Below are 19,711 nucleotides of genomic sequence, written 5' to 3'. Positions count from 1 at the left end.
TTGAGCAATCAGCGGCCGACCGAACCGTCGCCGGACGAAAATCCGCCATTCACGGAGCCGCTTTCGCCGGACATGCTGCTGCCGTTGGAAAAACCGCCGTTGCTCGAAAAGCCGCTGCCGCTCGAAAAGCCACTGTTGCTCGAAAACCCGCTGCCGCTCGAAAAACCACCGCTGCTCGAAAATCCGCTGCCGCTCGAAAAACCACCGTTGTTGGAAAAGCCACTGCCGCCAGAAAAACCGCCGTTGCTCGAAAACCCGCCGCCGCCAGAAAAACCGCCATCGTTCGAGAACCCGCCGCCGCCAGAAAACCCACTGCCGTTCGAGAACCCGCCGCCGCCCGCAAATCCCGCACCGTTGGCGATACCGCCATCGTCGTCGCCGAACGGATCGTCCGCGTCCTTCCCCACCAGGCTCGACGCGGGCTGCCCGTTCACCGTCACGCCTCCGCCAACCGGCACCGGCACGGCCCCGCCTCCCGGCCCCACCGCCCCGCCCAACGTGCCGGCCGGCAGGTTCGCCCGTTCCGGCGAATTCGCGACGAACACCCACCGCGTATAGCGGCGCTGATTCTCGAAGCCGGCGAACTCCTTCGGAAACTGCTTGATCTGGATCGGCCGCGCGCGCGACGCGCTGTGGATGCCGACGATGCCCTGCCCGTCCGGCGAGCGGATCAGCACCCAGTCGGCCTTGCCCGTCAGCGGATCGGCGTAGATGCGGCGCAGGTGCCGCGTGGGGTTCGGAAAGCGCGGGTCGTGCAGCAGATCCTCCAGCGTGCTCGGCGCGCGCGGCAGGCCGGCCGGCGTGCTGTCGGCGTAACTGAGCAGCGCGCGCTGGAACGCGTCGCCGACGTCGAGCAGCGCGCGTTCGGCCATGCGCCGCTGATACAGCGCGCCGATCTGGATCGTGGCGGCAGCCGCCACGGCGATGATCGCGATGCCGATCAGCAACGCGATAAACGCAAAGCCGCGCTGCCCGGCGCATGGAACGCGGCGGCGAATGCGGGAGAGTGCGCGGCGGCGTCCGGTCGCCGTCATAACGAATCGAACGGCCGCCCGTCCTGCGTGGCGCCCTGCGCGCCGCTCTTGAGGTCGTAGACTTTGCCCGGGAACTGCTCCTCGGGCGCGATGATCTGCCAGGTGGTCGCGCTGTCGGCCACCGGATCGAACGGCAGCGCGCGCAGGTAGTGCTTGTCGACGAGTTCCTGCAGCGAATCCGGGTAGCGCCCCGCGTCGCCGTAGAACGCATCGATCGCGTCGCGCGTCGCGTGCAGGTTCTCGGCGAGGATCTTCTCCTTCGACGAATCGATCGAATGGAAATACTGCGGCAGCGCGATCGTCAGCATCAGCGCGATGATCGACAGCACCAGCAGCAGCTCGATCAGCGTGAAACCGCGGCGGCGGCGCGGCGCACCCGCGCGGCCGATCGGAGGAAGTGTCATCGCCGTCACCAATTGCGGTAGGGAATGCCGTTCAGGCCGACGCCCTTGGACAGCGAATAGACGTCGTAGACGTCGTCGCCTTCCTGAGGATCGTCGGGTTCGCTCGAATAGGCGCGCTTGCCCCAGGTGTCGGCGGCGTCGAGCGCGGCATCGCGGTTCATCGGATCGCGCGGCAGGCGGCGCAGGAAATAGAGCTTGCGGCCCTTGAGATCGGTCTGGTCCTTCACGCCCTCCACCAGCACCGACAGCTTCGCCGGATAGCCCGAGCTGCCGCTCTCGACGGGAATCCGGCCGTCCTTGCCGGCCGTCTTGTAGGCGTCGAGCGCGGTGCGGATCTGATGGAGCGCGTCGCGCAGTTCCTGCTCGCGCTCGCGCTGGCGCATCACCTGCGCGACCGGCACGGTCATGCTGGCCAGCACGCCGAGGATGGCCAGCGTGACGAGCAACTCGATCAGCGTGAAGCCGGCGGCCCGGCGCGTGGTGGACCGGCGCATGGCTGCGCACTCGCCGTGCGCGCGGCGCGCCGTCGCGAACCAGCGGGACATGCGCGGTGGCTGCGAAAGCCGCGCCGGCAACGGCGACTGCGATGAGGGCAGCGACTGCGACGGGGCCTGCCGCTGTGGTGAAGCCTGCGCCTGCGACAGAGCCTGCCGCTGCGACGAAGGCCGCGCCGGCGAAAACGCCTGCCGCTGCGACGAAGGCTGCAACTGCGATGACGCCCGCGACTGCGGCCAAGGCCACGCCGGCAACAAAGCCTGCCGCTGCGACGAAGGCCGCGCCTGCGACAAAACCAGCCGCCACAGCCAAGACCCGACCAACCGCAAAGTCACAGCCCCCATCATGGCCTCGGATCGATGCCGAGCGTGTAGGCCGACGGCGTGGCCAGCGTGATCGGCCCGCCGGTCAGGCCCACGAACGCGCCGGGCTGGACCTTGATCGAGGTCTGCGAGACCGGTGCGAGCGCCTTGAACGTCAGCACCGCGTAGGTGCCGGTCGAGGCCGCGCCCAAGCCGCCCTGCACGGCGTCCGACAATTGCACCTGGCCCGTGCCCACGCGGCTGGAGAAGGTGGTCGGCGTGCCGCCCTGCTTCATGAAATCGCCCTCGCTGACGCCGACGAACTGCAGCTTGGCGGCGTCGAAGCCCACCGTCGTCGACGCGCTCGCCACCGGCTGATCGGCCGACAGCGTCAGCGACACGGTGACCGAATCGCCGGTCTTGACGAGCGGCGGCCCGTCCACCGTCATCTGCGCGGTGCCGACCGTCGGCCCGACGCCGGGTGCGGCCAGCCCGTCGCCCAGCGCCCCCGTGCCATAGCCGCCGCCGTAGCCGCTGCTGCCCGCGCTCGCGCCGTAGGCGCTGCCCGCTCCGGCCGCGCCGGCCGATGCCCCGGTGTTGCCCGCACCGCCCGCGCCGAAGCGCGAAGCCGCAGCGCCTGCCGCCGCGCCGCCCGAACTGACCGCCGGCTGCGCCAGCCCGTTCGACTGGATCATACTGCGCAGATTCGTTTCGGTGCCCGACGTGAAATACGCCAGGTCGGCATCGGGGCGGCGGATGTTGCGGATCAGGTGCGGGGTAATCGCCAGCACGATCTCGGTGTTCTTGGCCTGATCGTCGGTCGCGCCGAACAGCCGCCCGAGGATCGGCAACTGGCCGAGGCCGGGCACCTTGTTGCCCGAGGTGCGCTCTTCGTTGTCGATCAGGCCGGCGAGCACGTCGGTTTCGCCGTTCTTCAGTTGCAGCACGGTGCTCGCGGTGCGCGTGCCGATCTGGAACGCGGACGTGCCGGTGCTGCTCTGGATCGAGTTGCCGAGGCTGCTGACCTCCAGCGCGAGCTTGATGCCGACGGTGTCGTCGAGATAGACGGTCGGCTCGACGTTCAGCGTCAGGCCGATGTCGAGATAGTTGACCGACGACGACAGGAAGCCGGTGGAGGTCGCCGTCGACGTGAAGTTCGGCACGCGCTCGCCGATCAGGATCTTGGCCTTCTCGTGGTTGCGCACGCGAATGCGCGGGTTGGTCAGCAGCTTGACGGTGGAGTCCTGCACGTTCGCGTTGGCGGTGGCCTGCAGCGACGACAGGCCGAGCGTGCGCACCGTCTGGTGCAGCAGGTCGTTCATGGTCAGTGCCGGCGAATTGACGCCGGAACCGCTGCCCACCACGCTGCTGCCGATGCCGAACGGGTTCAGCGCCGTGGTGGTGGTGGAGGTCTGCCCCGTGACCGGCGCGATCACGCTGCCGAGCGGCAGCGGCGTGACGTTCACCGAGCCGGGCCAGGCCACGCCGAGGTTCAGCTCGTTGTTGTGCTGGACTTCGAGCACCTCCACTTCGAGCATCACTTCCGGCTCGGGCACGTCCTCCAGCGACACCAGCCGTTCGGCCATGCGGATCGCGTCGGGCGTGTCGCGCACGATCACCATGTTGAGCTTCTCGTCGGCCACCACGTCGTGGATCTTCAGGATCGTCTTCAGCGTGTTGGCGATGGTCTTCGCCTCGGTGTTCGACAGGAAGAACGTGCGGACCGCCAGCTCCTGGTAATCCTTGATCTTGGCCGCCGTGTTCGGATAGATCAGCACGGTGTTCTCGTCGAGCACCTGCTGCGCGAGGCCGTTGGTGGCCAGCACGTAGCGCACGGTCGCGTCGATCGTGCTGTTCTTCAGGAAGATGGTGGTGCGCTGGTCGGTCTTCACGTCGCGGTCGAACAGGAAGTTCATGCCCGAGCTGTGCGAGATCACGTCGAAGATCTGCTTGAGCGGCGCATCGCGGAAGTCGATCTGGATCGGCTTGCGATAGGCCGCCGCAAGCGCGGCCTCGACGCGCGCCGAGCCGGTTTCGCCGGCCAGCCGGCGTTGCAGGTCGAGCGCACGCGGGTTGGTGGGCGCCTCGCTCAGCACCGCATCGAGCAAGCGGCGCGCGTCGTCGGGCTGGTGACGCAGGAACAGCGCCTCGGCGCGGCTCAACGCGATGTTGAGGCGCGCGTCGGCGTCGAGCCGCGCGATGCCGTCCGCCGCGCGCTCGTTGCCGGCGTTCAGCGCCAGCGCGTGCTGGTACGACTTGCGCGCGTCCTCGCGCGAGCCGGCCGCCGCGAGCCGGTCGCCGGCCGCCACCAGATCGTCGACGGCCTTCTCGCGCTCGGCCAGCCAGGTCTTGCGGTATTCGGCGTCCTCGGGCTCGGCCTTGGACGCTTCCTTGTACTTGGCGATGCCGGCGTCCACCTTGCCGGACGCGGTCAGCTTCTGACCGTCGTGAAAGGCCTGCTGGGCGGCACACGCACCGAGCAGGACCGACAGCGCGACCACCAGCACGCCGCGCCGCAGCGCGATCGCGACGGCGTGCGGCGCGCGCGGGCGGATTCGATTCGAAGAAAGCTTGCGCAACGGTTCGTTCCTCATGGCGCGCGGATCAGTCGGCACTGCCGATATCCATCGTCTGAACTAGTTTCTGGGGCAGATAGACAAGCGTCATGGTGGGCGGCGTGATCGAATCGATCTTGTAGGCGCCGTCGATGACCATCTGGTCGTGCACGATCAGCGTGTCGTCGCCGCGCGCGAGATACACCTCCCAATGTCCGGCCGATTTCTGTTTGCCGAGATACGCGAACGGCATCGCCGGCGTGTTCGGCAGCGGCGGGATATCGGCCTGCGCCGGCGCGGCCGACGGCAGCGGCGGGGCCAGCATCACGGTGCCGAACAGTGCATGCGCGCCGGCATCGCCGCGCACGGTGCGCGGACGGATCGCGGCGATCTCGACGGCGCCCGGCGCGCGCGGGTCGGCGGCGCGCGCGGTGGCCGGCGCGGTGTCGGACGCACCGCCGGGCCGAGCCGCGTGCGGGGCGGCTTCGACCAGGCCGTCGTCGGCATCGTGGTGCGTGAACACCAGCACCAGCGCGCACGCGACGAACGCCACGGCCATCGCGATGTGCTTCGGTTGCGGCTTTTTCATGGCGTGCCTCCTGGGGGGGAGGCGGTGGTATCGACGGGATCGGAGACCGAGGCGGGATCGGAAGCCGACGCGGCGGCGGCTGCCGCGAGCGCGGCCGGCGTGACTACCGCGCCGCTTGCGAAAGTGCGCGTGGACCCGCCGGATTGGGCGTGCAGATCGATGACGTGCACGGCGTTCGCGGATGACGATGATGCTGGCGATGTGGACGATGCGGCGGTCGGGTGGGCCGCGCCGGACGATGCGGGCGTCGGCGCGAACGAGCGAGCCGCGCCGGACGATGCAGGCGTCGGCGCGTACAGGCGAACCACGGCGGCTTGCGCAGCGAGGTTCGCCATGCGGGCCGAGCCGCCCAAGGCGGGATGGGGGGCTGCCGGTTCTGTCGATGGAACCGCCGAGCGGACGAGCGCGGCCGGTGCCGATGCGGGCAGTCGCGTCGCATCGTGCCTGGCCGTAGCGGCCAGTGGCGGCACCGCGACCGGCATCGCTACGCCAGCCGCACCGGGCGCGTTCGCCGCATTGGCGGTGCGGGCTTCGGATGTTGCTGCCGAATGCGTATCCGGCGACGGGAGCTTTGCCTCATGCGTTGCGTTGGCGCGTGCGACCGGCGATGCGATTTCTGCTTCGCGCGTGGCGGCCGAACGTACAGCCGGTGACACCGGTTTTGGCTCGCGCGTTTCGACGGCACGCGCCACCGGTGACGAGGTCTTGCCTTCATGCGTTTCAGCCGCACGCGCAACCGGCGACGGCATCTTGCCTTCATGCGCCTCGACAGCACCCGCAACCGGCAACGATGTCTTCCCTTCATGCGCCCCACCCGCACGCACCTCCGGCGACTGCGCCGCTGCATCGCGAGCCTCGACAGCACGCGCCACCGGCGCAACCGTTCCTGCTCCCTTCGCCTGCGCCGAACGCGTCTCCACCGGCCGAATCACCGCCAGCCCCGGCAACGTCACCGGCCCCTTCGCCAACGCGGCATCGGCACGCGGTTGCGCGTTGACCGACACGACCGTCGCCGGATGCCCCACTGCCCCCACAGCCGCATCCGACACCGGCAATGGCACGAAGCCGTCGCCCGAGGCCAGCACACGCCCGGTCGTATCGACAGCCGACGCCCCGGAAACCACCGAAACCGCCGAAACCACCGAAGCCGACGAAGCCCCCGCAACCGCCGAAGCACCGTCGGCTGCCGCCGCCCCCGCCTCGATCGCCGCCGCCTCCGACGCGCTCAACGGCGCGATCGCCACCGGCCGCAAGAACGCCGTGAAGCGCAGGTTGGCCTCCACGCCGGCATCCTCGGCCGAGCTGCGCTTGAAGCGCATGTCGTCGAGCGCGGCGTACGGCACGGCCGCCAGCACCGTCTCGCCGAATCGCCGCAGCCGCGCGTAATCGCCCTTCACCGGCAACACGACGGTGTAGGTATCGAAGCGGCCGAAGCCGTCGTGCCCCGGCTTGTATTCGGCCTTGTCGAGCGTCACGCCGGCCGCAGCAGCAGCCTCGAACAGATGCTGGACGATCTCGCCGGTATGCGTCGAATCGCCGAGCCCGCGATAGAAACCGGCCAGCCGGTCGGCCGCCAGCGCCGCAGGCGGAATCGCGGGTTTGGGCGGCGGCGCGGCGGCGAGCCGCGCGGCCGCGCGCGTGGCGTCGTCGACCTGCGCGGCCATGCCGGGCAGCAGCCCGAGCCACAACAGCACCGCGCCGAGCAGCGCGGCGCCGGCCACCAGCGGCCCCGCGCCGAAACGCGTCAAGGCCAGACGCAGCCGCAGCAGGCTGCGCACGGGCAACGAGATCGTCATGCGCCGCCCCCGCGCCATTGCACTTCGATCTGGAAACGCAGCACCGTATCCATGCCGTCCTTCACGCGCTCGTGCCGCGTCAGCGTCACGCGTCCGAGCATCGGCTGCCGGCCGAGCGCGGCCAGGTAAGCGAGCATGTCCTGCGGGTCCTCGCATTCGGCCTCGATGCGCAGCAGCGCGCCGGCCGGCTCGGGGGTGATCGACATCAGCGCGATCTGGCTGGGCGTGGCCGCCTCGATCGCATCGAGCAACGCGTCCCACGGCAGATTCAGGCGCGCGATGGCCAGGTTGACGGCGGCGGCCTGCTTCGCGTCGAGCGGCTCGCGGCTCACGCGCTGCGCGGCCCGCACGATCCGGTCGTTGCGCTCGACGATGCGCGCGGTTTGCGCGTCGAGCGCCTGCAGCCGCACCAGCAGCGTCTGCGCACGCCACGCGGCCACGCCGCACAGCAGCAGGCCGACCAGCGCGAGCACGCGCGCGAACGGCCGAATCCGGTGCCACTCGCGCCGTACGCTGAACGGCGCGAGATCGATCGACAGACTTCTCATTGCGTCGGTGCGCTCCAGGCAAGCGGCGCGGCCGATTCGGCCACGGCCCCGGCCGGCAACGCGTTCGCGCGCTCGGCCACCCCGGCCCAGCGCACCGCCAGGCCCGGATCGGTGAAATCGGTTGCGCCCGGCATCCACACCTCGCAGCGCGGGCCGTGCAGCACCAGCGCCGACGGTGCAGGCAGATTGTCGAGCAGCGCCGCGCGCGTCACCTGCTCGCGCAGCCAGCCGAGCGACGGCACCGGCTCGGGCACGGCGAGCGTGCGCACCGCCACCACCCGCGCACGCGGCGCAGCCGCGATCAGGCCGAGCGTCAGCGCGCGTTCGCCACGCGTGGCGAGCCACGTGTGCGCGCCAAGCTCTCGGCGCGTCTCGTTCCAGGCCGCCACGAATTCGGGCTGCGCCGACACCACGCAACCGCGCCCGGCCGCCACCGCCTCGTGCAGCGCGCCGGCCCAGTAGCGCGGCACCGCGCAGGCGAGAAACGGCTCGGCGGCCTGCCAGTCGGCCTGGATCTGCCAGCCGGCCGGGTCCTGGCCATACAGCATGCGAAACCGCACCTCGGCCGCCGCGCGCAAATCCGACAGGCGGCGCGCGTTCTCGGCCGGCGTGACCATGAAATAGCGGGCGAGCGCATCGGCGAAACACACATGCACGGGCAGCCCGCGCCCGCCCGATTCGTCGATCGCAGCGGCCAATGCCGCGGCCAGCGCACCGGGCGCGGCGTCGCCGGCAAAGCCGGCGCCCATCAGCGGCCGCTCGACGAACTGCGCCGCCGCATGACGCGACGCGCCCGTGCGGCGCACCGTCACCGCCTCGCGCGACACCGTGAGGCGGCATTCCCCGCGCGGCGCGAGCCGCTTCAGCCAGCGATCAAGCATTGAGGGTCACCCGTTTCACTTCGGCCAGCGTGGTTTCGCCGCGCTTCACCAAGCCGAGCGCGACCTCGCGCAATTGCCGCGTGCCGTTGCGGCGCGCCGCTTCCTTGATCACGCGGATCGGCTGCTTCTCGACCACCAGATCGCGGATCTCGTCGTCGAGGATCAGGATCTCGGCGATCGCGCGCCGGCCGCGATAGCCGGTGCCGCGACAATCGCCGCAGCCGGTGCCCTGGCGGAAGTCGTAGCCGGCGGTGGCCTCGCGCGTCAGGCCGAGCCTCGCCAGCTCGGCGTCGCTCGGCTGATACGGCACGGCGCAGCGCGGGCAGTTCACGCGCAGCAGGCGCTGCGCCCAGATGCCGTTGAGCGCCGACACGAACGCATACGGATCGATGCCCATGTGGCCGAAGCGGCCGAACACGTCGAACACGTTGTTGGCGTGCACGGTGGTCAGCACGAGGTGGCCGGTCAGCGCGGATTGCACGGCGATCTCGGCCGTTTCGCGATCGCGGATCTCGCCCACCATGATCTTGTCGGGGTCGTGACGCAGGATCGAGCGCAGCCCGCGCGCGAACGTCAGCCCCTTCTTCTCGTTGACGGGAATCTGCAGGATGCCGGGCAGTTGATATTCGACCGGATCCTCGATCGTGATGATCTTGTCGCGGCCGTTGTGGATCTCGGTCAGCGCGGCGTACAGCGTGGTGGTCTTGCCCGAGCCGGTCGGGCCGGTCACCAGCAGCATGCCGTACGGCTCCTCGGCCAGCGCGCGCAGCGCGACCAGCGAATCGGCGTCGTAGCCGAGCGCCTCCAGCGTCAGCGCGCCGTAGGCCTCGATCATGGCGCGCTTGTCGAGAATCCGGATCACGGCGTCCTCGCCGTGGATGCTCGGCATGATCGACACGCGCAGGTCGATGTCGCGCCCGCCCGCCGCCACCCGGAAGCTGCCGTCCTGCGGCACGCGCCGCTCGGCGATGTCGAGTTCGGCCAGCACCTTCAGGCGCGAGATCACCTGCTCGGCGGTCTCCACGCCCTGGATCGTGGCGGCCGCGTCGAGCACGCCGTCCACGCGGTACTTGAGCGCGAGCCCGGTGGCCGTGCTTTCGAGGTGGACGTCGGACGCGCCGGCCTTCAGCGCGTCGTACAGCGTCGAATTGACGAGCTTGACGGCCGGGCTGGCCGCCTCGCTGACGCTCTGGAACGACAGCACCTGGGTGGTGCGGCCATCGGCCTGGCTGCCGTCGGCGGCGCCCACGAGGTTGTCCACCGCGCGCGCCGATTCCTCCAGGCGCGCGTGATAGGCGAGCAGGTCGCCCGGCAGCGCGAGCCGCATCTCGAGCCCGCCGCCCGCCTGCGCGTCGAGCCAGGTCTGCAAATCGAGATCGAACGGGCTGGTGACCACGCCGATCAGCGCGCCGCCCGGGGCACCCGGTTCGCCGGCGTCGGCCTTCTCGCGCAGCAGCGCGCAGCTACGCTGCATCGCGAGCGACAGCGGCACGCGGTCGAACGCCGGTGCGAGCGCCAGCATGCCGGCCGTCTCGATCACGGTCATCGCCGTCTGCGCGGCGAGCGCGCGCAGCAGCTCGATCGGCTCGGCGCCGGTCAGCGCCTGCAACTCGTCCACCAGATGCCGCCGGGTAGCTGCGGCGGCCGTGCGCGCGTGCATCAGCTGCTCGGCGTCGAAGCGCGCCACCGGCGCGTCGAGGGTCGTCATGACAGGCTCCCCGCCAGATCGAAGATGGGCATGTACAGCAGCACGACGATGGTGCCGACCACCACGCCGATCGCCGACATCAGCAGCGGCTCGAACATGCGCGTGAAGCGGTCGATCCAGCGGGTGATCTCGCCGTCGTAGAACGCGGCCGACTGGGTCAGCATCGCGCCGAGTTCGCCCGAGCGCTCGCCTACCCGCAGCATGCGCAGCGAGATCGGCGTGGTCAGCCGCTGCGCCTGGAACGCGACCGACAGCGATTCGCCCGATTGCACCGCCGTGCGCGCCAGTTGCAGCGCCTCGCGCATCGACGGCGACACGGTGCCGCTGGCCGTCTGCATCGCCGTGACCACCGGGATGCCGCCTTCGAGCAGCATGCCGAGCGTCAGGTACAAACGCGAAAGCTGGTAGATGCGCAGGTGCGGGCCGAGCAGCGGAATCCGCCCGAGCAGCGTGACCAGGCCGATGCGCGCCACCACCGCACGCACCCCGAAGAACAGCGCCGCCGCCGTGCCGCCGGCCGCCAGCACCAGCGTCGGGCCATGCGCCGACGCGAAACGGCCCCAGTCGAGCAGCATCTGCGACATCCACGGCAGCGCGCGGCCGGTGCCTTCGTAGATGGTCGCGAAGCGCGGCACCACATAGGTGATCAGGAACGTCGACACGCCGCCGCCCACCACCAGCAGGATGCACGGATAGATCGCCGAACTGACGAGCTTGTTGCGCACCGTGTCGATGCGCGCCTGATAATCCACATAGCGCGCCAGCGCGCGCGGCAGGTCGCTGGTGCCTTCGGCCGCGCGCACGATGCCGACGTAGAGCGGCGGGAACACGTCGGGCTGCTCGCCGAGCAGGGCCGAGAAGCGCTTGCCCTCGCGCAGGCCCGCCAGGATCCGCTGCAGCACGCCGCGCAGGCGCGCGCCGGCCTCGCGTTCGAGCAGCGCCTCCAGCCCCTCGACGATCGACAGGCCAGCCTTCAGCAGCGCCAGCAGCTCCTGGCTGAACAGCACCAGCGAGATCCGCCCGCGCACGGCCGCCGGCCCGCGCAGCGTGCGCACCGGCGCGACGCGCATGGCGTGCAGGCCGCGCGCCTCGACGTGCGCGCGCGCGCCGGCCTCGTCCTGGGCGTCGACGACCAAGGCCGTGATCCGGTTATCCGGCGAAAGCGCTCTGACTTCGAATTGCATGATGCCGCGTGTTCCTTTGCTGAGCCGAGCGTCTGCCGTGGCATGGCGGTGCGTCCGTGGTCCATCCTGCGTGGCAGGAACGGCCCGGGCGCACCGCCATGCCGGGTCCGCTTGCGCGAACCCGATGCATGGCGCGGCGATGTCACTCGCTGCTGAGATCGGCGTCCTCGCCCGAGCCGCCCGGTTGCCCGTCGCGGCCGTACGAGATCACCGCGTAATCGCCCTTGGTGCCGGGCACCTGATAAACGTACGGATGACCCCAAGGATCGAGCGGCACGTCCTTCTTCAAGTACGGGCCGTTCCACTTGTCCGCGCCGGCCGGCTTGACCACCAGCGACTGCAAGCCTTCCTCGGTGGTCGGGAAACGCCCCACGTCGATCCGGTAGTTGTCGATCGCCTTGGTCAGCACGTCGATCTGCGCGCGCGCCACCGTCACCTGCGACTTGCCGAGCTGCGCGAAATAGCGCGGCCCGACGATCGCCGCCAGCATGCCGATGATCACCAGCACCACCAGCAGTTCGAGCAGCGTGAAGCCGCGCGTATGACGGCGCGGCGTGTGCGCGAGCCGGTGTGCGCCGGCGGTTCGGACAGTCGTCCCGTTCATCTTCGATCACCCATCGGGAAAAACGCGGGCGCGCCGCTTGGGCGCGCCCGCCGGTTCGACCTCAGTAACCGATGCCGAGCACGATGTGCTCCGGTACCGGCACCTGAATCGTCGAGCTCTGGTTGTTGACGTCGTCGAACGCGTAGCCGTAGGCCAGACCGCTGATGCCGTGGTCGTGCCAGAAGCGCGCGTACTCGTTGAACGGCGAGGCCGCGTAGTACGCCGACGGCACGTTCCACTTGGTCGTGTCGCCCATCACGTGGCGGTTGATCGCGGCGCACAGCTGCGCCTCGATCTGCTGCTGCGTGCCGTCGCCATCCAGGAACACGTCATTGCACAACAGCACCGCCTGCGTGTTCGGCTTGTTGACCGTGTAGGTCGCGCCGGCAAACTGGCCGTTGTGCTGATCGACTTCCTTGAACACCAGTTGCGTGCCCGAGGCGCGGCCGACGAACGCGCGCGCGCCCGCCACCACCGGCAGATCGTTCGACGCGTAGTACGTCCACATGTCGTTGACGTAGCCGTCGAAATACGTGCCGTTGGGCTTGCCCGCGGCGAACGAGTCGTGGGCCGGCGCCATGATGCGGAAGTTCGACGGCGTGGACGGCTGGAACGGCGCCGACACTTCGCGGGCATACGCCTGGTACAGATCGGCGCGGCGTTGCGTGATGCCGGTGCGCTGATGCACGGTGCCGTTGGCCGAGTAGACGTCCTGCGAGAGCGGGAAGCCGAACTCGTCGACCTGCGTGGTGTTGATCCACAGGCCGTTGCTGCCGTACGCGAACTCGTACCAGTCGAACGGGATGCCGAGGCTCGGGTCCGTGCCGTTGTTCGGATCGGGCGGCGCGAAACCGATGTTGCCGTTGGCGTCCGTGTTGATCTTGATGTACAGCGGGCTGCCGAGCGACACGAAGATCCGGCCGGAGAACATCGGCGGCAACTGCAGCGTCTTGCTCTGCGCGAGCGTGAAGAAGTAGTTGCTGTAGTTCTGCCCGTTCGGCGCGGTCAGGTGGTTCGGCGCGTCGTTGTCGGCCGCGCTGGACGCCACGATCGTGCCGTCCGGCTTGAGCCACGCGAACTGGCCGGTGGCCGGATCGCGCGCGATGACGGCCACGTACACCTGGTCGTCGGTATAGGCGCCCTGCGTGTTGTTCTGCAGGTCCACGCCGATCAGGCCCGGCTTGACCGTGTAGGCCGGCACCGCGGTGTCCACCGTCAACGTCGCGTTGCCCGAGCCGGTGACGGTGCCGTCCGGCCCCGTCACCGCCACGCTGTACACCTTGCCGGTGTCGCCGGCCACGGCCAGCGGCGTGTCGTAGGTGCGGTTGGTCGCACCGGCGATCGGCTTGCCGCCGAGCTGCCACTGGTACGTGTACGGCCCCGTGCCCGACATCAGCACGGCGAAGTGGCCGCTCTGGCCCACCGGCACCGCCTGGTCGGCCGGCTGCTCGACGAACGGGCTGGCCGGTTGTTGCGGCGGCGTCGTGCTGCCCGAACCGGCGAGCGCCGGATCGTTGTACACGGCGAACTCGAACAGCGAGTAGCCGTAGCCGCTCGCGCGCTGTACCCCTTGCAGGCGGATATAGCGCGCCGTGGTGGTGGCGTTCAACGGCAGATCCTCCACGCCGCCGCGCCCGTTGTTCTGGGTGTAGACGGTGTTCGACCAGTCGACGTTGTCGTGCGAGGCCTGGATCAGGTACTGCTTGCCGTAGGCGTTCTCCCAGTTCAGGACCACCCGGTTGAACGTGGTTTCCTTGCCGAGATCGAGCGTGATCCACGCCTTGTCGTCAAAGTTCGACGACCAGCGCGTGTTCAGGTTGTTGTCCACCGCGTTCGACGCCGGATAGCCGTCGTTTTCCAGGCCGCTCGCGCTGGCCTTGGTGCCCAGCGCCAGGTTCACCGCCGCTGCCGCGGAGCCGAACGTGACATTGACCGTGTGCGGCGCCAGCACTTCGTTGAACGTGTAGTGATCGACGATGCCGACATCCGCGCCGTCGACCTGCACGCCCGTCACCGCGCTGCCTGCCGCCGGTGCGAACTGGTAGTTCTGCACGCCGCCCTGCAGCACCTGCGTGCTGCCGGCCGGCGTGATGCTGCCGCCGCCGTTGCCGTTGCTGGTGGCCGTGACCGGATAGCTCGGCGTGTTCGCGCTGTTGTACACCTCGAACTCGAACAGCGAGTAGCCGTACTGCGTCGCACGCTTGGTGCCGTACATCCGCACGTAGCGCGCCTGCACCGGCGCCGGGAAGCGCAGGTCCTCGGTGCCGCCGGTGTCGCCCGTCTTGGTCACCGCGTCGTTCCACTGGCTGTTGTCGGTCGAGGTCTGGATCTTGTAATCCACCCCGTACGCATCCTGCCAGCGCAGCACCACGCGATCGACCGTCTGCACCGAGCCGAGGTCCACCGCGATCCACTGCGGATCGGCGAACGCCGACGACCAGCGCGAGTTGAGGCTGCCGTCGGTGGCGTTGCCCGGGCCGTCGCCGTCGTTCTCGTTGCCGCTGGAGGTCGCCGGCTTGCCGTACGCGAGGTTCGCGCTCGGCACGGTCGGCGGCGGCGGGGTGGTCGTGCCGCCACCGTTGCCGGTGTTGCCCGGGTCGCCCGTGTTGCCGTTACCGTTGCCATTGCCGTTGCCCGTGCCACCGGTATTGCCGGTGCCGCCGGTCGTGGCGGCCACCACCGTCAGCGTGGCCGGCGCGGTCGTGACCGTGCCGCCCGCGTTGCTGATGTCGACCGTGTAGATCGTGCCGTTGTCGGCCGCGACCGTGACGGGCGGCGTGGTGTACGACGGGATCGTCGTGATCGCCACCAGCGTGCCGTTGCGCTTCCACTGATAGTCGAGCGGGCCGGTGCCCGTGACGGCCACCGTGAACTTCGCGCTCTGGCCTTCACTGGCCGTGAGCGCCGCCGGTTGCGCCGTGATCACCGGTGCCGGCGAGGTGTTGCCCGACACGCACATGACCCATGCCGGGGCGTTGTTGATGATGCCCTGCGACTGACGGCCCGACGAATCGACCAGCCAGGCATTGGTCGGCAGGTTCGGCACCACCGTCGTGGTCCAGGTGCGCCACGGCGACGGGAACGCGCACGACGCGTAGTTCGAGCGTGCCACCGTCTCGGCTTCGTTGAGCGTCGGCACGCGCATGCCCACCGCGTTGCAGTACTTGATCGCGACGTCCTGCGTGAACTGCGCGCCGTCGGCCGCGAACGTGGTGTACGTCTGCTGCCACGTCAGGCCGCTCTGGTTGTCCTTCACGTTCGGCACGAACGGGCCGTTCGGCAGGCCGGGAATCGTCGACTGCCAGATGCCCGGTTGCGGCGCCAGCGGCGTGTAGCGCTCGGTTTCTCCGCCGCACTGCGGAGCGTCGAGCACCTGGAACTCGAACAGCGAGTAGCCGTATTGCGTGGCGCGCTTCACGCCCAGCATCCGCACGTAGCGGGCCGAGGTGCTCGCGAAGTTCTGCGTCTCGACGTTGCCGCCGCCCACCACCGGCGCGGTGGTGCCGCCGGCGCCGTCGGGCTGGCCGTTCGGGAACACGGTGTTCCACACCTTCTCGTCGTTCGACACCTGGATGTCGTACTCCGAGGCGTAGGCGTTTTCCCAGTTCAGCACGACCTTGTCGAAGGTCTTAACCGAGCCGAGATCGACTTCGAGCCACGACGGATCGATGTCGGGCGCCGACGACCAGCGCGTGGCGACCGAGCCGTCGATCGCGTTGGCCGCCACCAGGCCGCCGTTCTGATCGCTGCTCGACTTCGCCGTCGCGCCGAGCGCGAGGTTCGACGCGTCGGTGCCGCTCACGGTCAGCGTCGCGGTACGGCTGTCGACGCTGCCCGCGCTGTTGCTCACCGTGACCTTGTAGCTGCCCGCGTCGGTGGATTGCGCCGACGGGATCAGCAGGCTGTCGGAGTTGTCGCCCACCGGCTGGTTGCCGTGGAACCACTGGTAGCTCAGCGGGTTCGAGCCGGACGCGGTCACGCTGAACGTCACGGCCTGGCCGACCGGCACGCTCTGGTCGATCAGGTCGGTGGCCGACGGGATGGTCGGCGCCACCGCCACGTTGACGGTCAGGCCGACCGGATCGGAGGTGATCTGGCCCGCGCTGTTCTTCACCAGCACGCTGTAGAGCGCGCCGCTGTCGGTCACCTGCATCACCGGCGTGTCGTACACCGGCGCGTTGGCGCCGGTGATCGGCGTGCCGTTGCGCAGCCATTGATAACTGAGCACCGGCGAACCCGACGCCACCACCAGGAACTCGGCGCTCTGGCCCGCCGTGATGTTGCGCGCAAGCGGTGCCGTGACGATGGTCGGCACGGCCGGCTGCACCAGCGTGACCGTCGCGCTGTTCGACGGCACCTTGCCGATCAGGTTGCTGACTTCGACGCTGAAGTTCGCGCCGTTATCGGCCTGTTGCAGGGCCGGCGTGGTGTACGTGTAGCTGTTCGCGCCCGGGATCAGCTGGCCGTTCTTGAACCACTGATAGCCGATCGGCGTGGCGCCGGCGGTCAGCACCGTGAACGTGCCGCTCTGGCCCAGCGTGACGACCTGGCTGGCCGGCTGGGTCAGGATCTGCGGCGCCGTTTGCGGCTGCTGGCCGACCACCATGTCGGTGCCGTCGAACGCTTGGGCGTTGACGGCCGGCTGCACCGCGAACGACGCGGTTGCGCTGCCGAGGGTCGGCGACGACACCGTGACGTTGACCGTGCCCGGCTGGAACTGCGTGCGCACCGCGATCTTCGCCATGCCGCCTTCGGCGGACAGGTTCGGGTCGCCCGGCGCGTGCCAGCCTTGCGGCTGCGCGTCGTTGACGTAGTGGTCCGAGCCGCCGCGATAGGTGCCCGGGCCGCTGACGGCGAACGTCAGCGTCTGGCTCGCGTCCGGCACGAGGTTGCCCGCCGCGTCGACGACCTTCGCCGTCAGCGTGGCCGCGTCGGTGCCGTTGGCGGTCAGCACGAAGCTGTCGCCGTCCGGCTTGACGATCTGCGGATCGACCGTGAGCAGCAGGTGATCGGCCGCGCCGGCGGTGGTCAGCGTGTCGGTGGCGGCGACTTGCAGGTCGTCGTTCAGACACTCGGCCACCAGCGTGCCCGGCTGGAACGGGATGTTGTCCCAGTGCACCTGGCCCGGCAGCAGCGTGGTGTTTTCCGAGAGGTCGGCCGACGGGTCGGAGCTGGTCGGGTTCGGCGTTTGCGCGCCGCCGACGATCTGGCCGTTCAGGCGCAGACGCACCGACGGGCAGTTGCTGAACGCGTTCACGCGCACCAGGCCCGTGCGGTTCCAGGTGTTGGCCAGCTTGACCACCGGCTGGAGCGTGCCGTTGAAGCCCTTGTACGGCGTCCAGACCGACTTGTAGATGTAGTAAATCAGGCGCGGCAGGCGGTTCCAGTCCATCATCGACGCGCCGTTCGACCGCACTTCGCTGTTCAGCACGCCGTCTGTCTGCGTGTTGATTTCGCCCGGCGTGTCGGCCAGATACCAGTGCGCCATGCCGAACGACTTACCGAGCATGCTGTGCACCCAGTCGCGCAGGTACGACGCCGCGAACTGGATCTCGAAGTCGTACTTCCAGCGGCCCACGCCGTCGCCCCAGTATTCGGAGCCGTAGGCGGGCGTGGCCGGGTACGTGGTCTTGACGTTGACGTCGCAGCCCTGGCCCGAGCAGCCGAGGATGTCGCCGTTGGCCGGGTTCGGCGTGCGGTCCGCCTGCGCGCGCGTGTTGATGAAGTCGTACACACGCGAAATTTGCTTCAGGTTCGCCGCAATGCCCGGGTCCATCGTGCCGTTGTTCGCCTCCCAGGCGAGCACCGACGGATGGTTGCGGTCATGAATGATCATGTCGCGGTGCAGTTCCGACTTCAGCGTGATGTTGTCCTGCGTCACGCAGCCGGTGGTGGTGGTCGCCGTGCAGGGCGCGGGGAAGCCGTTCTCGCCGTCGCCGCTGGGCTGCAGCATCATGATCCCGTACTCGTCCGCGCCGTCGAGCCACTCGCGGCCCTGGCTCGAATGGCCCGGGCGATACGAGCTGCCGCCGGCCTGCGCGAGCAGCGAGAGATCCTGCCATTGCAGGTCTTCCGGCACGGCCGAGCCGAGCGCCGGATAGTCGTAGCGGCCCGATGCACCGAACAGGTAGTGCGGGTGGCCGTTGATGATCGGGAAGTTGTGATCCCAGGTGATGGTGCGGATGCCCAGCGGGCTTTGCTTGGTATCGACCACCACGCCGTTCACGCTGACCGAATGGATCACGTGGTACAGGTACGGACGGCCGTAGACGCTGTTGTTCGGATACCAGAGCGTCGGGTTGTTGACCGTCAGGATCTGATCGAACGTCGATTGCGGCGCGGGCAGCACGGTCGCGGTGTTGGCCGCGAGCGTCTTGGTGTCCTGCGCCGTGGCGACCACGTTGCCGCCCGCATCGACGATCTGCGTCGTCAGCGTGACCGGCTGGTCGTTCGAGTATTCGTTGAGGACGTTGGTCTGCACGCGAATCGTCGCCACCGCGTCGTTCGCCGTGACCGTCGCCACGTAGGTGCCCCACGTGTTGAGCACCGAGTAGACGTTCTCGGGAATATGGACGCGGTCCGTGATGTGCATCCACACCGGACGGAAGATGCCCGTGTCGTCCTGGCCGAAGCGGAACGCACCCGAGAAGCTCGGCGACTCGAAGAACTTGTCGCCGCGCGACACCTTCACCGCCAGCACGTTGTCGGCCGGCTGGCCGTTGGCGTCCTTGAATTTCACGTAGGGCGTGAGGTCCACCACGAACGGCAGGAAGCCGATCACGTGGGTGGCCTGCGCGTTCGCCGCCACCTGGCTGTTGCCCTTGATGAACTGGCCGTTGATGTACACCTGCACGCCCGTGTGCGCGCCTTCGAACAGCACCAGCACCTTGCGGGCGAGCTGATCGGGGCCGAACGACGGATCGAGCTTGAAGTGCTTGCGATACCAGTTCGTGTTGCCGGTCAGTTGGCCTTGGCCGCCGCCCGACTCGATATTGATGAACGTGTCGTTGTCGGCGGGCGTTTGCGGCACGCCGATCGATTGCCACTTCGAATCGTCGAAGGCGGGATTCGAGTAGCTCGGATCGTCACTGTCCTTGAGGTATTTCCATGGGGTCGCCCCCAGGTTGATCACGATGTGATTGCTGGGCGGCAGCGGTACCGCTGCTCGCGCGTGCACGATGGAGAGCAGGAGCAGCCCCCATAAAAGGAGCAGCCACCCTCCACCCTGCCAGGCTGTTTGCCTAACACTATTGCGCATGTTGGTTATCCCGGTGATCCACGTAATGCGTCTGTCGCTACGGACACGGCCGCCCCCTGCGGGCGTCCCCCAATGCCTGCCACACGGGTGACGCGACGGCCTGTCCGGCCCGACGTTCCCGCGCTTCGATTTCTTACTTGTTTGTCAGCCTCGTGCCCGTTCATGACGGGTCGCAAACGTTTGACCGATCGGACGCAAACGTTTTACACGCGAAATAGGGGATGACCCTCGCTCTGCACTGGAGGAGATAACGGCCCGGGTCGGGAAAGGTTGACTAAGTGGAAACCCTTAGGGATTTTCGACTTTTCGGGGAAGTCGGCTAAAGGGGGACAAATGCTTTTCTTTGTTGTTGA

At 68.9% G+C, this 19,711-nt stretch carries 12 protein-coding genes; all 12 read right to left on the bottom strand.

What is annotated here, in order from left to right; genetic code table 11:
* Nucleotides 1-8 precede the first annotated feature (8 nt).
* Complete coding sequence (locus AB4850_RS32970) at nt 9-1,034, bottom strand: hypothetical protein (protein WP_414443576.1); 1,026 nt, start codon at nt 1,032-1,034, stop codon at nt 9-11.
* Complete coding sequence (locus tag AB4850_RS32965) at nt 1,031-1,438, bottom strand: type II secretion system protein (protein WP_414443575.1); 408 nt, start codon at nt 1,436-1,438, stop codon at nt 1,031-1,033. Before AB4850_RS32965 ends, AB4850_RS32970 begins: the two co-directional genes overlap by 4 nt.
* 5 nt (nt 1,439-1,443) lie before the next feature.
* A complete protein-coding gene (locus AB4850_RS32960; protein ID WP_414445683.1) occupies nt 1,444-1,932 on the bottom strand; it encodes a type II secretion system protein in 489 nt (162 codons plus the stop codon).
* A 344-nt stretch (nt 1,933-2,276) separates the two neighbouring features.
* Nucleotides 2,277-4,814, bottom strand: a complete 2,538-nt coding sequence (locus AB4850_RS32955; protein WP_414443574.1) for a secretin N-terminal domain-containing protein — start codon at nt 4,812-4,814, stop codon at nt 2,277-2,279.
* A gap of 25 nt (nt 4,815-4,839) precedes the next feature.
* A complete protein-coding gene (locus tag AB4850_RS32950; protein ID WP_414443573.1) occupies nt 4,840-5,379 on the bottom strand; it encodes a hypothetical protein in 540 nt (179 codons plus the stop codon).
* Nucleotides 5,376-7,175: a hypothetical protein gene (locus tag AB4850_RS32945; protein ID WP_414443572.1), complete on the bottom strand. Its 1,800-nt coding sequence runs from the start codon at nt 7,173-7,175 to the stop codon at nt 5,376-5,378. Before AB4850_RS32945 ends, AB4850_RS32950 begins: the two co-directional genes overlap by 4 nt.
* Entirely contained in the window at nt 7,172-7,723 is a 552-nt protein-coding gene (locus AB4850_RS32940) for a PilN domain-containing protein (protein ID WP_414443571.1), read from the bottom strand. Before AB4850_RS32940 ends, AB4850_RS32945 begins: the two co-directional genes overlap by 4 nt.
* Nucleotides 7,720-8,604 carry a hypothetical protein gene (locus AB4850_RS32935; RefSeq protein ID WP_414443570.1) on the bottom strand — a complete coding sequence of 295 codons (885 nt, stop codon included), beginning with the start codon at nt 8,602-8,604 and terminating at the stop codon, nt 7,720-7,722. Before AB4850_RS32935 ends, AB4850_RS32940 begins: the two co-directional genes overlap by 4 nt.
* Nucleotides 8,597-10,312, bottom strand: a complete 1,716-nt coding sequence (locus AB4850_RS32930; RefSeq protein WP_414443569.1) for a GspE/PulE family protein — start codon at nt 10,310-10,312, stop codon at nt 8,597-8,599. The genes AB4850_RS32935 and AB4850_RS32930 overlap by 8 nt, the downstream gene beginning before the upstream one ends.
* Complete coding sequence (locus AB4850_RS32925; RefSeq protein WP_414443568.1) at nt 10,309-11,496, bottom strand: type II secretion system F family protein; 1,188 nt, start codon at nt 11,494-11,496, stop codon at nt 10,309-10,311. Before AB4850_RS32925 ends, AB4850_RS32930 begins: the two co-directional genes overlap by 4 nt.
* 142 nt (nt 11,497-11,638) lie before the next feature.
* Complete coding sequence (gene gspG, locus AB4850_RS32920) at nt 11,639-12,100, bottom strand: type II secretion system major pseudopilin GspG (protein WP_414443567.1); 462 nt, start codon at nt 12,098-12,100, stop codon at nt 11,639-11,641.
* A 61-nt stretch (nt 12,101-12,161) separates the two neighbouring features.
* Nucleotides 12,162-19,232 carry a beta-1,3-glucanase family protein gene (locus AB4850_RS32915; RefSeq protein ID WP_414443566.1) on the bottom strand — a complete coding sequence of 2,357 codons (7,071 nt, stop codon included), beginning with the start codon at nt 19,230-19,232 and terminating at the stop codon, nt 12,162-12,164.
* Nucleotides 19,233-19,711 lie beyond the last annotated feature (479 nt).

Source organism: Burkholderia sp. 22PA0106, from assembly GCF_047497155.1.
Taxonomy (GTDB): Bacteria; Pseudomonadota; Gammaproteobacteria; order Burkholderiales; family Burkholderiaceae; genus Burkholderia.
This window is presented reverse-complemented; position numbering and strand designations above follow the sequence as displayed.

Excerpts from the sequence above, each read along its gene's own strand:
- AB4850_RS32970 (WP_414443576.1), bottom strand. The coding sequence starts at position 1,034 with ATGACGGCGACCGGACGCCGCCGCGCACTCTCCCGCATTCGCCGCCGC.
- AB4850_RS32965 (WP_414443575.1), bottom strand. The coding sequence starts at position 1,438 with ATGACACTTCCTCCGATCGGCCGCGCGGGTGCGCCGCGCCGCCGCCGC.
- AB4850_RS32960 (WP_414445683.1), bottom strand. The coding sequence starts at position 1,932 with ATGCGCCGGTCCACCACGCGCCGGGCCGCCGGCTTCACGCTGATCGAG.
- AB4850_RS32950 (WP_414443573.1), bottom strand. The coding sequence starts at position 5,379 with ATGAAAAAGCCGCAACCGAAGCACATCGCGATGGCCGTGGCGTTCGTC.
- AB4850_RS32945 (WP_414443572.1), bottom strand. The coding sequence starts at position 7,175 with ATGACGATCTCGTTGCCCGTGCGCAGCCTGCTGCGGCTGCGTCTGGCC.
- AB4850_RS32940 (WP_414443571.1), bottom strand. The coding sequence starts at position 7,723 with ATGAGAAGTCTGTCGATCGATCTCGCGCCGTTCAGCGTACGGCGCGAG.
- AB4850_RS32935 (WP_414443570.1), bottom strand. The coding sequence starts at position 8,604 with ATGCTTGATCGCTGGCTGAAGCGGCTCGCGCCGCGCGGGGAATGCCGC.
- AB4850_RS32930 (WP_414443569.1), bottom strand. The coding sequence starts at position 10,312 with ATGACGACCCTCGACGCGCCGGTGGCGCGCTTCGACGCCGAGCAGCTG.
- AB4850_RS32925 (WP_414443568.1), bottom strand. The coding sequence starts at position 11,496 with ATGCAATTCGAAGTCAGAGCGCTTTCGCCGGATAACCGGATCACGGCC.
- gspG (WP_414443567.1), bottom strand. The coding sequence starts at position 12,100 with ATGAACGGGACGACTGTCCGAACCGCCGGCGCACACCGGCTCGCGCAC.